The organism is Chelativorans sp. AA-79, assembly GCF_029457495.1.
In the GTDB taxonomy this organism is placed as follows: domain Bacteria; phylum Pseudomonadota; class Alphaproteobacteria; order Rhizobiales; family Rhizobiaceae; genus Chelativorans.
This window is the reverse complement of record NZ_CP120361.1, coordinates 64,105-78,082: the sequence shown is the minus strand read 5'-3', so window position 1 is coordinate 78,082 and position 13,978 is coordinate 64,105. Positions and strand designations below refer to the sequence as shown.

The window sequence follows — 13,978 nt, the reverse complement described above, 5'->3', positions numbered from 1 at the left end:
CGGCTATTGCATCCCGGCAACAGTCATCCCCACATACTGCGTGTCTTCACGAGGTGAAACATGAACGTCGGAGAGGTTGCCCGCCTGTCGGGCCTGCCAGCAAAGACCATCCGCTATTACGAGGACATCGGGCTCGTGGCGCCCGCACGTTCGCAAAACGGCTACCGCGCCTATTCAGACGTCGACATGCATCGCCTCGCCTTTCTCAAGCGGGCGCGTAGCCTGGGCTTTTCCATCGAGGAATGCCGACAGCTCCTGCAGCTCTACCAGGACAAGGAGCGCGCAAGCCATGACGTGCAGAAGATCGCCGTCTCCCATGTGAACGCGATCGAGGAGAAGATCCGGAAGTTGCAGTCCATGCGCGCCACGCTGCAGAAGCTGATAACCGCCTGCCATGGCGACCACCGGCCGGATTGCCCGATCCTGGAGGACATCGCCGGCGCAGGATAGGCCTTTATTCCTGCGCCCGTTGCTGGCATTGTCGGAGCATGCCGATCGTTTCTCCGATTCACCTCAACCCGCTCGCGGACGGCCGTCAGTCGGAGCGTGCGCTCGTCATCCGCCGAGGTGTGCAGCGCCTGCTCATGGAGATGGGGGCGGTGGTGCTGCCCGAGCTTTCGCTTGCGACCGGCCGACGCGCCGATCTCGTGGCGCTGACGGGGAAGGGCGATGTCTGGATCATCGAGATCAAGTCTTCGGTGGAGGACTTTCGGGTCGACCGCAAATGGCCCGACTACCGGCTGCATTCCGACCGCTTCTTCTTTGCCTCTCATCCGGAGGTGCCGACCGAGATCTTTCCGGAGGAATGCGGCTTCATACTCTCGGACGGCTATGGCGCGGAAATCCTTCGCGAGGCGCCGGAGCACCGACTGCCGCCGGCCACGCGCAAGGCGCTGATGCTGCGCTTCGCCCGCGCCGGCGCGGCGCGGCTGACGGCAGCCGAACTCGCCGGCGTTCCCGTGCCGCTGCTTAACGGGGATGACTACTGAAACAAGCTCATCAGCGCGGCGCGCGCTTGGCGAGAATGCGCTGCAGCGTGCGGCGATGCATGTTGAGACGGCGCGCCGTCTCCGACACATTGCGGTCACACATCTCGTAGACGCGCTGGATGTGCTCCCAGCGCACGCGGTCCGCAGACATCGGATTTTCCGGCGGCTCCGCCTTGGTGTCCGCCCGCCGCATGAGGGCGGCATAGATATCATCCGCATCCGCGGGCTTGGAAAGGTAGTCGACCGCGCCGAGCTTCACGGCCGTCACCGCGGTGGCGATATTGCCATAACCGGTGAGAATGATGGCGCGGGCGTCCTCGCGCTTCTCGCGGATGGCGGAGACCACGTCGAGGCCGTTGCCGTCACCGAGCCGCATGTCGATCACCGCATAAGCGGGCGGGGCGGCGCGCACCTTGGCGATCGCTTCCTCGACGCTTTCGGCCGTATCCACCACGAAGCCCCTTCCCTCCATGGCACGCGCCAGGCGTGCGAGGAAAGGCCGGTCATCCTCCACAATGAGAAGGGTACGGTCGTCGCCGAGAATAAGATCGGCCTGTTCGGCTGTCGTGTCGTTCATCATTGACCCACTGATACGAACCAGATTTAGGTAAAGAAGTTAAGTTTTTCCAGTCTTCGCTGACTGCCCTCGACTTGGGTCAGCGTCTCGCCTCCCGCCAGAAACCTTTCGCGCGGCCACCATATATCTACCGTGGCGCCCTTCCCTTCTCCACCGGCATTGGCGAAATCCACCGAGGCGCCCGAGCGCTCGAGCAGCGTCTTGGCGATGAAAAGCCCCAGCCCCAGCCCGCCGCCGCTCGAACCGCCGGCCTGCCGGCGCGACATGTAGGGCTCGCCGATCCGGTCGATGATCTCGGCGGGAAATCCCGGTCCGTCGTCGGTGATGGAGATGCGCACGGCCTCCGCGTTCCACCACCATTTTATGGTGACCGCGCTGCGGGCGAAATCGACTGCGTTCTCCAGCAGATTGCCGAGACCGTAGAGGACACCGGGATTGCGCCGGCCGACGGGCTCGGGCCCCTCGGTCGCGCCGGCCTCGAGCTTGATCTCGATGCCGAAATGGCGGTGCGGCGCAGCCGTTTCCTCGATTAGCGAGGTGAGCGGCAACCGCGCCATGTGCTCCTCGGTCTCGGAAGAGAGGCTCGTGAGGCGCTTCAGGATCTCGCGGCAGCGCTCGCTCTGCGACCGCAGGAGCGTGACGTCCTCGTGAAGACGCGGATCGTTCCCCAGGGCCTTCTCCATCTCCCGCGCCACCAGCGCGATGGTGGCGAGCGGCGTGCCGAGTTCGTGAGCGGCCGCCGCCGCCAGGCCGTCGAGTGCCGATATGTGCTGTTCGCGCTGCAGCACCAGTTCCGTGGCGGCAAGCGCGTTGGCGAGCAGCCGCGCCTCTTCCGCGACTCGATATGCGTAGATGCCGGTAAAGGCGATCGAGGAGACGACCGCGATCAGCATGCCCGCCACATAGATCAGCGGCATGGAGAGTTCCGTGCCAGGGTACCAGGGTAGGGGCAGGTGGAAGATGGCGAGGAGGCTTGCCACCACCACGACGTAGAGCCCGAGCAGCCCCGTCCAGACGAGCGGCAGCGAGGTGGCGGAAATGACGACCGGCACCGTCATCAAAAGCGAGAAGGGGTTGGTAAGGCCGCCCGTGAGAAAGAGCAGGCCTGCGAGTTGCGAGGCATCGAAACTGAGGATCGCGAGTGCGGCCGTCGGCGGCACGAGATGCGCGGTCGGATAACGAAAGGTGAGGTAGAGATTGAGCCAGGCGGATGCCGCGATCAGGGCGAAGCAGGGCCCGACGGGCAACGGGAAGCCGAGGCCGAGCCAGACCACCAGAACGGCTGCGCTCTGGCCAACGATCGCGAGCCATCTTAGCCGGACAAGCGTCTTGAGCCTCAGGCTACGGCTCGCGCGGGTATTCGGCGTTCTCAACTCTTCCAGCATGGCGCCTTTATGATGCGGCAGGCTCTCTCGACCAAGCATTATTTTCGCCTGGGTTTCGCACGGCTGGTGGGTGCGGCCTCCGCCGGATCCTCAGGCCAGACATGCTTTGGATAGCGTCCGCACATATCGGCCCGCACATCGGCCCACGAGCCGCGCCAGAAGCCCGGCAGATCACGTGTCTTCTGGATCGGCCGGTGCGCCGGCGAAAGAAGCTCCAGCATGAGCGGGATGTCTTTGCCCACGGTCGGATGCTCCTTCAGCCCGAAAAGTTCCTGAACGCGGATCGCCAGCACCGCCTCGTGGTTCTCGTAGCGGATAGGCACCCGGTTCCCTGTCGGCGCGGTGAAGTGGCTGGGCGTTTCCGCTTCCATCTTGCGCTGAAGGTCGTAGGGCACGAGCGCCATCAGCCCCTCGGCAAGCGCGCGGCCGGAGATGGCCGAGAGCGACGGTTCGCCCCTGAGATAAGGCAGGAGCCAGTCTTCCAGCCGATCGACGAGCGCCTCGTCCGAAACGTCCGGCCACGGCTCGCCTTCCACGGCATTCAGGAAGGCAAGCCGCGCGCGCAAGCTTTCCGCCTCCTTGTTCCAGGGCAGAATGGCAAGCCCGTGCGTCCGCACGGCGTCGAGGATTGCGCGGTCGGCCTCCTCGCCTTTCGGCGCGGGCAGTGCGCGCTCGCCGAGAAGGATGGCGCCGAGCCGGCGCGTCTCGCGCTGGCGAACGCTTCCCCTCTCGCGGTCGAAAACGGTCTCCATCTCGGTCTCGATCCGGTGCTCAAGACCTTCGACCACTTCCGCTTCGCTGATCGCAGCGGCCGCGGCGATGCGTGCGTTGCCTGCCCGGCCCTGAAGATCGGCCACGACGAGAAAGGGCTCGCGCGCAAGCCGTTCGCCGGGGTCCATCTGCCCGCCGCGCCCGTTGGCGAGCACGAACCGGCCATACTCGCCGCGCGCCTTGGCGACGCGGTCGGGCCAGGCGTGGAGGAGCAGCGGGCCGGCGGCGCCGGCGGTTTCGCTTGCGCGTGCGCCCGCGGCCTCCGCCAGGCGGTCGGCCAGCCCTCGCGCGGCCTGTGCGCGCTGGGAACGGTCGGCCGAAAAGCGCGCGAGCCGCTCGTCGAGGTCGACGCTGTTGCCGCCGAGCCCGCGCTCGGAAATGAGCATCGCAAGGCGCGCCGCCGCCCTCGCCTCTTCCTTGGCTGCAGCGACCGTCACCATATGCGCGAGCCTGACGGGCAGCGCCAGCCGCCGCATGGCGGCGCCTTCAGCCGTGAGCCTGCCGGCTCCGTCCAGCGCGCCGAGCGTCTTCAGGAGTACCCGTGCTTCGTTCAGCGCCGGCTCGGGCGGCCGGTCGAGGAAGGCGAGCGTCCTCGGATCGGTGACGCCGAAGGCAGCGCAGTCGAGCAGGAGCCCGGAAAGATCCGCCTCCAGGATTTCCGGCGGCGTGAAGGCGGGCAGCGCCGCGGTCTGCTCCTTCCGCCAGAGCCTGAGCGCGATCCCCGGCGCCGTCCTTCCCGCGCGGCCGGCGCGCTGGTCGGCCGAGGCGCGGGAGACGCGCACCGTCTCGAGCCGCGTCAAGCCCGTATCCGGCTCGTATCTGGGAAGCCGCGAACGCCCACTGTCGACCACCGCCGTCACGCCATCGATGGTGACGGAGGTCTCGGCGATTGCTGTGGTCAGGACGACCTTGCGCCGGCCGGGCGGCGAAGGCCGGATGGCTGCATCCTGTGCTGCGCCTTCGAGCCCGCCATGGAGCGGCACCACATCCACATTCTCCGGCAGGCGGCCTGCAAGAAGCTCCTGCGTCCGCGCGATCTCGCGCTGGCCGGGCAGGAAGGCGAGCACGCTGCCGCTCTCCTCCGCCACGGTCCGGCGAACAGCGCCGGCCACCGCCTCCTCGATCGCGCTATCCTGCGCACGTTCGGCGTAGCGGATCTCGACGGGGAAGCTGCGGCCTTCGCTCTCCAGCACCGGCGCCCCATCGAGCAGGCTTGCCACCCGCGCGCCGTCGAGCGTGGCGGACATGACGAGGAGGCGCAGGTCCGGCCTGAGCGCCCCCTTTACATCGAGCGCGAGCGCCAAAGCGAAGTCGCCGTCGAGCGAGCGTTCATGGAACTCGTCGAAAATCACCGCCGAGACACCTTCGAGGCCGGGATCATCGATGATCATGCGGGCGAGCACGCCTTCGGTCACCACCAGGATGCGCGTGCGCGCGGAGATCTTCCGCTCCATCCGCATGACGTAGCCCACGGTGCCCCCGGGCTCTTCGCCCAGAAGGGTGGCCATCCGCCGGGCGGCGGCGCGGGCGGCAAGACGCCTCGGCTCCAGAAGCACGATGCGGCCGGAACCGCTCCAGGGTGCGTCCAGCAGCGCAAGCGGCACGAGCGTCGTCTTGCCGGCGCCTGGCGGGGCGACGAGCACGGCTTTGCCCTGCCCCTCCAGCGCTTCCTTCAGCGCGGGCAGAACCGCGGCGACCGGCAGTTCGGGAAGGGGCTTCATTGGCCTGTCCGCACGATCTCGCCGCCGGCAGCTTCCGCATCCGCCTCGTCATGGGTGACGAGCAGCACGGGCAGGCCGCGCTCGCGTGCCTTATCGAAGACGAGTATGCGCATCTGCTGGCGCAGCTCCGTGTCGAGCTTGGAGAAAGGCTCGTCGAGAAGCAGCATGCGCGGGTCGGAAAGCAGCACACGGGCGAGCGCCACGCGTGCCTTCTGTCCGCCGGACAGTGTTGCGGGATCACGGTCGTCCATGCCGGCGAGGCCTACGCCTTCGAGCGCGGCATTGGCCCGCGCCATGCGCTGACCGCGCCCCTTGATGCGTTCGGGCAGGGCGAAGATCAGGTTCCCGGCAACGTCCATATGCGGAAAGAGCAGCGGGTCCTGGAAGAGAATGCCGGCGTGACGCCCCTCGGGCGGCAAGGCCGTGATCTCGACGCCGTCCACCAGCGCCCGCCCGGAGGCTGTGAAAGCTGGATCGAGGAAACCGGCGAGGTAGGCGAGCAGGGATGACTTCCCGGAACCCGAAGGTCCCATGACAGTCAGCACCTCGCCCGGCGGCACATGACGCGTGAGCTCCACGAGCACGCGCCCCTCAAGCGCGATTCTTACGCTGTCGAGAGAAAGTCCCTTTTCTTCCACCGCCCTACACCTGCATGCCGCGGAAGCGCCGGAATACCAGCGCCGGCAGGAAGGTTGCAACGGCAAAGCCCGCCATGGGCAAAAGCATCTGCCAGAAGGCGTAGACGCCGATCACGCGCCCATTGCCGCCCGAAGCGAGCGCGACCGCTTCGGTGGTGACGGTGGTGAGCCTGCCCGCCCCTACCAGCACCGTCGGGAGATAAAGCCCCACCGAAACGGCAAAACCCACTGCTGCCATGGTGAGGATGGCGCGCGTCATCATTGGCAGGCGAATGGAGAAAAAGCGCTGTGTACGGCTTTTTCCGAGGCCCGTCGCAAGCCAGTCATAGCGGCGGTCCAAAGCGTACCAGGGATCCTTCAGCGAGAGATAAGCGTACGGCATCACGAAGACGAGGTGCGCCAGCACCAGCGCCGGCAGCGTGGCCAGCGTGCCCGCATAGATCAGAAGGAGCTGCAGGCCGAAGACAAAGGCAACTTGCGGCACCAGCAATGGCAGATAGATCAGCGTGAGCGCGCCCGGGCCGGGCCTCCGCCCCGCCTCGTCCTCATGTATCAGGTAGAGGATGGCGAGCACGGAAGCGATCAGGGTGGAGAGCAGCCCGGCAAGGACCGTTGTCCGCAGCGGCTCCAGGATGGATGGGAGTGCCCGCATCCAGCTCTTGAGCGTAAAGGAGGACGGCAGCGCATCGGGAAACTGCCAAAGCCCGGCAAAGGACCAGAGCGCCAGGGTGCCCAGCCCAGCGAAAATGATGCCGGCCGAAATCACCATTGCGGCAAGCCCGCCTGCGCGGGCGAGCATATCGCGCCGGCACCTCCATCCTCGCGTGGCTGCGCGATTGCAGAGCGCCGCGCCCAGGCGCTCCAGTCCCAGCCAGAGGGTGAGTGCCAGCGCCGTGACGGCAAGCTGCAGCAGCGCACCGGCGCTGGCGAGATAGCGCATCGAAAGGTCCGGATCGTTCATCCAGGCGACGAGGCGTGCGGCAAGCGGAGCCGGCGTTGTCGGCCCGAGGATCAGCGCCACATCCACCACGGACGTCGCGAAGGCGATCACCGCAAAGACGGGCAGCCGGATCTGCCGGTAGACCGCCGGCCAGAGCCCGAAGAGGAAGCCTGCCACGCGCCCGTAACCGAGCGAGGCGGTGAGAATCCGGGTCTCGCGGAGAGGGACCTGCGGGAGGGCCGCCAGCGTCATGAGCAGGAGGAATGGAATCTCCTTCACGATGAGTCCCGCCATCATGGAAAGTCCCATCGGATCATGCAGGATAAGGAGATCGGGCGGTCTATTCCAGCCGGTGAGCTCCGGCGAGACGAGTCGCGCCAGCATGCCCGAGGGGGCGAGGAGGAAAGCGAGGGCAAAGGCCGCCGCGGCGTGAGGCAAGGACAGAAGCGGCGAGACAAGGTGTTGCACGCGGCCGAAGAGCCGCGTTCCGGCGAAGCCCGCGACAAACAGCATAACGGCGCAGAGAGACAAAAGCGCCGTCGCCAGCCCGGTCATGAGGCTCAGGCCCGCCGACATGAGAATGGCTGGTTGCGAGAAGAGGTCGCGGAAATGCGCGAGCGTGAATTCCATGCCGCCCAGTGCCGGCAGGAAGCCAAACGCAGGCAGCACCGTGCCGGCGAGTCCGAATAGGATCGGACCGGCGAGCAGCAGGATGATGAGCGGCGGCCCGATGCGGGTCAGCATGGCGCTATTGTCGCGGCTTCCTCAATTCTCTGCCGTGTAGCGCCGCTGCCATTCTTCCTCGATGCGCTCCATCCAGCTCGGATGCGGCTCGCCGAGGGCCGGGCCCAGCTCATCAGGCTTCAGCGTGGCGACGCCGAGATCGATCGACTCGAAGGCGGCACGCGAGGCGGAGTCGAGCTTTTTCATGGAAAGCACCGTCGGATCGCCCCAAACGGCCGGGTCCTGCTTCCTTGACTGCGCTTCCGGCGACAACAGGAAATTCGCCGTCACCAGCGCGCCGGCCTTGGCATTGGCATTATAGGGGATGGCAACGAAATGCGTATTTGCGAGCGTGCCTTCCGGGAAGGTGAAGGATCGGACCGTATCCGGCAGCTCGTCATTGGCGATCGCACTCGAAGCTTCCGCCGGGTTGAAGGCGAAGATGATCCCGAGTTCGCCATCGGCCAGGAGTTGCTTCATGGCGGGATAGTTCTGCGGGAAGGTGCGCCCGCTGCGCCATGCCACCTCATGCAGCGCGTCGAGGTACTCGAAGAGCGGCTTCGTCACCTCGGCGAAACGTTCCTCCTCCACCGGCCGCTCCAGCACGGACCGGTCGACCGTCTTCTCCAGTAGCACCTGTTTCAGAAAGGAGGAGCCGGTGAAATCCGGCGGCTGGGGATAGGAGAAGCGTCCGGGATGGGCCTCCGCCCAGGCAAGCAGCTCACCGGCATTGCGGGGGAGCGTTGCCGCATCCGTGCCGGCCGAGTCGTAGAAGAAGACGAGCTGCGCCATGCCCCAGGGGCTCGCGAGCCCTTCGACCGGAATGGTGAAATCGGTCGTGATCGTGGGCTTGTTCTCGAAATCCACATAGCGCCAGTTGGGGAGATCCTGCGCCCAGCCGGGAGAGAGGAGCAGGCCGCGCTGCTTCATGGCGGCGAAATTCTCGCCGTTGATCCAGATGAGATCGACGGCCCCGCCTTCGTCCCGGCCGGCCGCCTTCTCCGCTACGACGGTGGCCACCGCATTGGCGGTGTCGTCCAGCTTCACATGCTTCAACGTCACGCCGAACCGCTTCCGCAATTCGCCGGCTGCCCATTCGACATAGGCGTTGATGTTTTCCGCCCCGCCCCAGGCGTTGAAATAGACGGTCTGGCCCCGCGCCTGCTCCAGAACCTGGCTCCAGTCTGCAGGGTTCGCGTCCCGTGCATGCGCCGAGACACCTGTGACGGTGAAAAGTGCTGCGGCTATGAGGTGTTTCAGCACGATAACTCTCCCCGGTCGTCAAAACGATAGAGCACTTCCCAAAGCATTGAAGCAATAAAGGATCCGCGACGGCGGAGTCACATAGACGTGAAGCTTCCGTTACGGCATCTGCCCGCCCACCTGCAGTTCGACCCGGTCGGCGGAAAAGCGCGTTTCGGAGAACTGGATGGGCTTGCCCGACCGGTCGACATTGAGGCCGATCGCCACGAGAACGATGGCGCCGGGCGCAAGCTTCAGGACCTCCAGATCGACCGAATCGGCGTGACGCGCGGAGATCGCGGTCGAGCGGCGGAGATAGTCGCTCACATTGAAGTGGCGATAAGCCATGGTAATGGAGCCGGTGCGGGCGAAGTGCCGCTCGAAGCCGGCGAAGCGCTTGGCATCGAAATAGCTGCGGGCGCGGGAGATCGGCCGACCGTCCGCCTCGGCAAGAGTTTCGAGCCTCAGCACCCGCGCTCCGGGCGCAAGCTCGAGCGCTTCGGCTACTGCAGCCGGCGCTTCCTCATAGGCATGGTCGAGCAGGTTTCCGCGCCGCTCCCGCGCCTGGCCCTCCAGCCCTGCCGAAAAGCGCGTGCGCGGTCCGATCGGATAGGAAAGCCGCGGCTGGCGCTCGATGAAGGTGCCGCGCCCCTGCTCTGCGCGCAACACACCTTCCTGCACCAGGGCCTGGATCGCCGTGCGCACCGTGTGCCGGTTCACGCCGAAGCGCTCCGCAAGCGCAATCTCCGTCGGCAGCCGGCCGTTCTGGTCCCCCAGCTCCGTCGCGATCCCCTGACGGATCTGATCGGCGATCTGCCGCCAGAGCGCCACGCCGCTGCGCCGCTCAATCCCCGCTTCGCCCGACATCCCCAACCACCTGTCATTTGGCTGTCATGGACAATCGTTACGCAGAAACTATAATTCGTATAATTGTCTATATCAATAGACAAATTTTTGCGAAAGGAAAGAGATGCGGAGAGAAGATGCAGGTCTGTCCCGCCGCGATGCCCTCGCGGTGCTTGCGGCGGCGCCGGCGGAGATGCTCGAGCGGCTCTGGCGGGAAAGCGACCTGCCAGACGAGGCGACCGTTCTGCGCGGACCCGAGACCGGTCTCGTGGCGTTGCGCGGGCGCATCGGCGGTGGCGGATCACCATTCAATTTCGGCGAGGCGACGGTGACGCGCGCCAGCGTCAAGCTGGCGACAGGCGAGATCGGCCATGCCTATGCGCTTGGCCGGGAGCGCGAGAAGGCACGCATCTCCGCCACCATCGATGCGCTGCGTCAGCAGGCGGAGTTCGCGGCACAGGTGGAGGAAAAGATTCTCGCCCCCCTGCGCCGCTGGCTGGCCGAACGGGACGAGCAGCGCCGGGCGGAGATCGCCGCCACGCGTGTCGAATTCTTCACCATGGTTCGAGGAGAGGACTGATGGAGGCAGTTACCATCGAAGGCGGTTTCCCGGACCCGGTTTTCGACGCGCAGGCGACCTTCCGCGCGGTGATGGATGCGATGGCGAGACCCGGCACGGTCGCGCGGGGTGTGCACCTCCCGCGCCCGCCGGCGCCGCTCATGCCCGAGGCAGGGGCGGTGGCACTCGCGCTCTGCGATGCCGACACGCCCATGTGGATCGACCCCCTGCTGCGCGAGGACAAAGCGGTCGCCGGTTGGCTCGGCTTCCAGACCGGGGCACCGCTGGTGCGGGAGCCGGCGGACGCGCATTTCGCTTTCGTGTCTGACCCGGCCAACTTGCCGGCCTTCGAGAACTTCGCGCAGGGGAGCCAGGAATATCCCGACCGCTCCGCGACTCTTGTCCTCCAGGTCGAAACGCTCACGAGCGGCGAGGCGCTGAGACTTGAGGGGCCGGGGATCGAGACGTTCGTCATGCTGTCACCACGCCCGCTTCCGCGCCATTTCGTCGAGCAATGGGCACAGAACCGCACCCGCTTCCCGCGCGGAATCGATCTGATCCTTGTGTGCCGGGAGGGCCTGGCCGCCCTGCCGCGCACCACGAAAATCTCCAAGGAGGCATGAGACATGTATGTTGCCGTCAAGGGCGGCGAGGCTGCCATCCGCAATGCGCACCGGCTGCTTGCCGACCGGCGCCGGGGCGACCGTTCGGTTCCTTCGCTCACGCTCGAACAGATCACGGAACAGCTCTCGCTCGCCGTGGACCGCGTCATGGCCGAGGGCTCGCTTTACGACACCGGGCTGGCGGCGCTCGCGATCAAGCAGGCGCGCGGGGACATGATCGAAGCGATCTTCCTCCTTCGCGCCTATCGCACGACGTTGCCGCGTTTCGGATATTCGAGGCCGATCGACAGCGCAAAAATGCTGGTGGAGCGGCGCGTTTCCGCCACCTTCAAGGATTTGCCCGGCGGGCAGGTGCTGGGGCCCACCTTCGACTACACGCATCGCCTCCTGGATCCCGCTGTTGCGGGCGACGAACCGGCGGAGGAGCTGGACAAACGGGAACCCGAGCGCGACGCCATGCCGCGCGTGAGCGAGATTCTCGCCCATGAAGGCCTGATCGAGGAAGACGGTACGCTGCCGCAGGGCGAGGAGCCTGCCGACATCACCCGCACCCCGCCGGAATTTCCCCAGGGCCGCGACGCGCGGCTGCAGGCGCTTTCACGCGGCGACGAGGGCTTTCTGCTGGCGCTCGGCTATTCCACCCAGCGCGGCTTCGGCCGTAACCATCCTTTTGCCGGTGAAATCCGGATCGGGGAGGTGGAGATCGAGATCGACGTGCCGGAGCTCGATTTCCCGGTGCCGCTCGGCCGCATCCGCATCACCGAATGCCAGATGGTGAACCAGTTCAAGGGTTCCATGAAGGCGCCGCCACAGTTCACGCGGGGTTACGGACTCGTCTTCGGCCAGTCGGAGCGGAAAGCGATGGCCATGGCGCTTTGCGACCGGGCACTGCGGGCTACTGAACTGGGAGAGGACATCACCGCTCCCGCGCAAGACGAAGAATTCGTTATCTCCCACTCAGACAATGTGCAGGCGACGGGTTTCGTGGAGCACCTGAAGCTGCCGCACTACGTGGATTTTCAGGCCGAGCTCGGCCTCGTGCGCCAGATGCGCAGGGAATTCGAGGAGCGCCGGCAGGCGGCCGAACGCAAGGAGGCGGCGGAATGAATGCTTCGGCCCAAAACATCGCGCGCTACAACTTCGCCTATCTGGACGAGCAGACCAAGCGGATGATCCGCCGGGCCATCCTGAAGGCCATCGCCATTCCCGGCTACCAGGTGCCCTTCGCCAGCCGTGAGATGCCCATGCCCTATGGTTGGGGCACCGGCGGCGTGCAGGTGACGGCCTCCATCATCGGCCCGGATGACGTCTTGAAGGTCATCGACCAGGGGGCGGACGATACCACCAATGCCGTCTCGATCCGCGCCTTCTTCCAGAAGGTGGCGAAGGTGGCGGTGACGACGGAGACCGGCAAGGCGACGATCATCCAGACGCGCCACCGCATCCCGGAGGAGCCGCTGAAGGCCGGGCAGGTGCTGGTCTACCAGGTTCCGATACCCGAGCCGCTGCGCTTCCTGGAGCCGCGCGAGACCGAGACGCGCAAGATGCACGCGCTGGAGGAATACGGGCTCATGCATGTGAAGCTCTACGAGGACATCGCCCGCCACGGCCACATCGCCACCACCTTCGCATACCCCGTGAAGGTCGAGGGGCGTTACATCATGGACCCTTCGCCGACACCCAAATTCGACAATCCGAAGATGCACATGTCGCCGGCGCTCCAGCTCTTCGGCGCGGGGCGGGAAAAGCGCATCTACGCCATTCCGCCGTTCAGCCGCGTGGTGAGCCTCGACTTCGAGGACCATCCCTTCGAGGTGCAGAAATTCAGCGAACCCTGTGCGCTCTGCGGCGCAACCGGCGTCTATCTCGACGAGGTGATCTTGGACGATCGCGGCGGGCACATGTATGTCTGCTCCGATACGGACTACTGCGAGAAGCGGCAGGTTGACGGCCACCAGGGGCCGCAGCCGAAGGAGTTCGCCTGATGAGCAGGACGCCGCAATACCCCCCTCTGCCCTGCCGGGCATCTCCCCCTCGAGGGGGGAGATTCGCCTTCATCAATGCCTTTGCCAACCGTCTTTCGCATGAGCGCCAACCGTGCGGCCGGCTGATCTCCCCCTTTAAGGGGGAGATGGGCGGCAGCCCAGAGGGGGGTGCTTCGGGTTGCAATCCCTCAGGAATCCTCCAATGACCGAAGAACCCCTCCTCTCCGTCCGTTCCCTCTCGAAATTCTACGGCAATCGCGTCGGCTGCGCCGAGGTGAGCTTCGATCTCTGGCCGGGCGAAGTGCTGGCCGTGGTGGGTGAATCGGGCTCCGGCAAGACCACGCTGCTCAACTGCCTCTCCACGCGACTCCTCCCCACCTCCGGCATCGTCTCCTACCGCATGCGCGACGGCTCGTTCCGCGACCTCTACCGCATGAGCGAGGCGGAGCGGCGCTTCCTGATGCGCACCGACTGGGGTTTCGTGCACCAGAACCCGGCGGACGGCCTGCGCATGACGGTCTCGGCGGGCGCAAATGTGGGCGAGCGGCTGATGGCGCTGGGTGAGCGGCACTATGGCGACATCCGCAGCTCGGCCATCGATTGGCTGGGCCGGGTGGAGATCGCGGAGGATCGCGTGGACGACCAGCCGCGCGCCTTCTCCGGCGGCATGCGCCAGCGCCTGCAGATCGCCCGCAATCTCGTCACCGCCCCGCGCCTCGTGTTCATGGACGAGCCCACCGGCGGACTCGACGTTTCCGTGCAGGCCCGCCTGCTCGACCTCCTGCGCGGGCTCGTCCAGGACATGGGGCTTGCGGCAATCGTGGTAACCCACGATCTCGCCGTGGCGCGGCTTCTCTCCCATCGCATGATGGTGATGAAGGACGGCCATGTGGTGGAGACCGGCCTCACCGACCGGGTGCTGGACGACCCGCAGGCGCCGTACACGCAACTCCTCGTCTCCTCGATCCTGCAGGTGTGA

At 66.1% G+C, this 13,978-nt stretch carries 14 protein-coding genes; 7 read left to right on the top strand and 7 right to left on the bottom strand.

Annotated elements, in window-relative coordinates; genetic code table 11:
- Positions 1–60 precede the first annotated feature (60 nt).
- On the top strand, positions 61–450 hold the full coding sequence (gene cueR / locus PVE73_RS00380) for a Cu(I)-responsive transcriptional regulator (protein ID WP_277365043.1): 390 nt from the start codon (positions 61–63) through the stop codon (positions 448–450).
- 38 nt (positions 451–488) lie between these two features.
- Positions 489–989 (top strand): MmcB family DNA repair protein, encoded by a 501-nt coding sequence (locus PVE73_RS00375; RefSeq protein WP_277365042.1) that lies wholly within the window; start codon positions 489–491, stop codon positions 987–989.
- A 10-nt stretch (positions 990–999) separates the two neighbouring features.
- On the opposite strand, the gene PVE73_RS00370 is transcribed toward PVE73_RS00375, so the two are convergent.
- From PVE73_RS00370 to phnF, 7 genes are all read right to left on the bottom strand, one after another.
- Complete coding sequence (locus PVE73_RS00370) at positions 1,000–1,566, bottom strand: ActR/PrrA/RegA family redox response regulator transcription factor (protein ID WP_277365041.1); 567 nt, start codon at positions 1,564–1,566, stop codon at positions 1,000–1,002.
- A gap of 26 nt (positions 1,567–1,592) precedes the next feature.
- On the bottom strand, positions 1,593–2,951 hold the full coding sequence (locus PVE73_RS00365) for an ActS/PrrB/RegB family redox-sensitive histidine kinase (protein WP_277367293.1): 1,359 nt from the start codon (positions 2,949–2,951) through the stop codon (positions 1,593–1,595).
- A gap of 38 nt (positions 2,952–2,989) precedes the next feature.
- Entirely contained in the window at positions 2,990–5,443 is a 2,454-nt protein-coding gene (gene hrpB / locus PVE73_RS00360; RefSeq protein ID WP_277365040.1) for an ATP-dependent helicase HrpB, read from the bottom strand.
- A complete protein-coding gene (locus PVE73_RS00355) occupies positions 5,440–6,081 on the bottom strand; it encodes an ATP-binding cassette domain-containing protein (protein ID WP_277365039.1) in 642 nt (213 codons plus the stop codon). Before PVE73_RS00355 ends, hrpB begins: the two co-directional genes overlap by 4 nt.
- Positions 6,082–6,085: 4 nt before the next feature.
- A complete protein-coding gene (locus PVE73_RS00350; protein ID WP_277365038.1) occupies positions 6,086–7,765 on the bottom strand; it encodes an ABC transporter permease subunit in 1,680 nt (559 codons plus the stop codon).
- A gap of 21 nt (positions 7,766–7,786) precedes the next feature.
- Complete coding sequence (locus PVE73_RS00345) at positions 7,787–9,007, bottom strand: ABC transporter substrate-binding protein (protein ID WP_277365037.1); 1,221 nt, start codon at positions 9,005–9,007, stop codon at positions 7,787–7,789.
- Between the two features lie 99 nt (positions 9,008–9,106).
- Positions 9,107–9,853, bottom strand: coding sequence for a phosphonate metabolism transcriptional regulator PhnF (phnF, locus tag PVE73_RS00340; RefSeq protein ID WP_277365036.1), 747 nt, complete (start codon positions 9,851–9,853; stop codon positions 9,107–9,109).
- A 103-nt stretch (positions 9,854–9,956) separates the two neighbouring features.
- Here phnF and phnG point away from each other — a divergent pair, with 103 nt between their 5' ends.
- The 5 genes from phnG (at position 9,957) to phnK (ending at position 13,978) form a co-directional block, all read left to right on the top strand.
- Positions 9,957–10,412, top strand: coding sequence for a phosphonate C-P lyase system protein PhnG (gene phnG, locus PVE73_RS00335; protein ID WP_277365035.1), 456 nt, complete (start codon positions 9,957–9,959; stop codon positions 10,410–10,412).
- Positions 10,412–11,014: a phosphonate C-P lyase system protein PhnH gene (gene phnH, locus PVE73_RS00330; protein ID WP_277365034.1), complete on the top strand. Its 603-nt coding sequence runs from the start codon at positions 10,412–10,414 to the stop codon at positions 11,012–11,014. The genes phnG and phnH overlap by 1 nt, the downstream gene beginning before the upstream one ends.
- Positions 11,015–11,017: 3 nt before the next feature.
- The gene (locus PVE73_RS00325; RefSeq protein ID WP_277365033.1) at positions 11,018–12,121 is read left to right on the top strand and encodes a carbon-phosphorus lyase complex subunit PhnI; all 1,104 of its coding nucleotides are present in this window, start codon (positions 11,018–11,020) and stop codon (positions 12,119–12,121) included.
- On the top strand, positions 12,118–12,999 hold the full coding sequence (locus tag PVE73_RS00320; protein ID WP_277365032.1) for an alpha-D-ribose 1-methylphosphonate 5-phosphate C-P-lyase PhnJ: 882 nt from the start codon (positions 12,118–12,120) through the stop codon (positions 12,997–12,999). The genes PVE73_RS00325 and PVE73_RS00320 overlap by 4 nt, the downstream gene beginning before the upstream one ends.
- Positions 13,000–13,201: 202 nt before the next feature.
- Positions 13,202–13,978, top strand: coding sequence for a phosphonate C-P lyase system protein PhnK (gene phnK / locus PVE73_RS00315; protein ID WP_277365031.1), 777 nt, complete (start codon positions 13,202–13,204; stop codon positions 13,976–13,978).

Coding starts and splice junctions, on each gene's coding strand:
- phnG (WP_277365035.1), top strand. CDS start 9,957: ATGCGGAGAGAAGATGCAGGTCTGTCCCGCCGCGATGCCCTCGCGGTG.
- phnF (WP_277365036.1), bottom strand. CDS start 9,853: ATGTCGGGCGAAGCGGGGATTGAGCGGCGCAGCGGCGTGGCGCTCTGG.
- hrpB (WP_277365040.1), bottom strand. CDS start 5,443: ATGAAGCCCCTTCCCGAACTGCCGGTCGCCGCGGTTCTGCCCGCGCTG.
- PVE73_RS00350 (WP_277365038.1), bottom strand. CDS start 7,765: ATGCTGACCCGCATCGGGCCGCCGCTCATCATCCTGCTGCTCGCCGGT.
- PVE73_RS00375 (WP_277365042.1), top strand. CDS start 489: ATGCCGATCGTTTCTCCGATTCACCTCAACCCGCTCGCGGACGGCCGT.
- PVE73_RS00320 (WP_277365032.1), top strand. CDS start 12,118: ATGAATGCTTCGGCCCAAAACATCGCGCGCTACAACTTCGCCTATCTG.
- phnH (WP_277365034.1), top strand. CDS start 10,412: ATGGAGGCAGTTACCATCGAAGGCGGTTTCCCGGACCCGGTTTTCGAC.
- PVE73_RS00325 (WP_277365033.1), top strand. CDS start 11,018: ATGTATGTTGCCGTCAAGGGCGGCGAGGCTGCCATCCGCAATGCGCAC.
- cueR (WP_277365043.1), top strand. CDS start 61: ATGAACGTCGGAGAGGTTGCCCGCCTGTCGGGCCTGCCAGCAAAGACC.
- PVE73_RS00370 (WP_277365041.1), bottom strand. CDS start 1,566: ATGAACGACACGACAGCCGAACAGGCCGATCTTATTCTCGGCGACGAC.
- phnK (WP_277365031.1), top strand. CDS start 13,202: ATGACCGAAGAACCCCTCCTCTCCGTCCGTTCCCTCTCGAAATTCTAC.
- PVE73_RS00365 (WP_277367293.1), bottom strand. CDS start 2,951: ATGCTGGAAGAGTTGAGAACGCCGAATACCCGCGCGAGCCGTAGCCTG.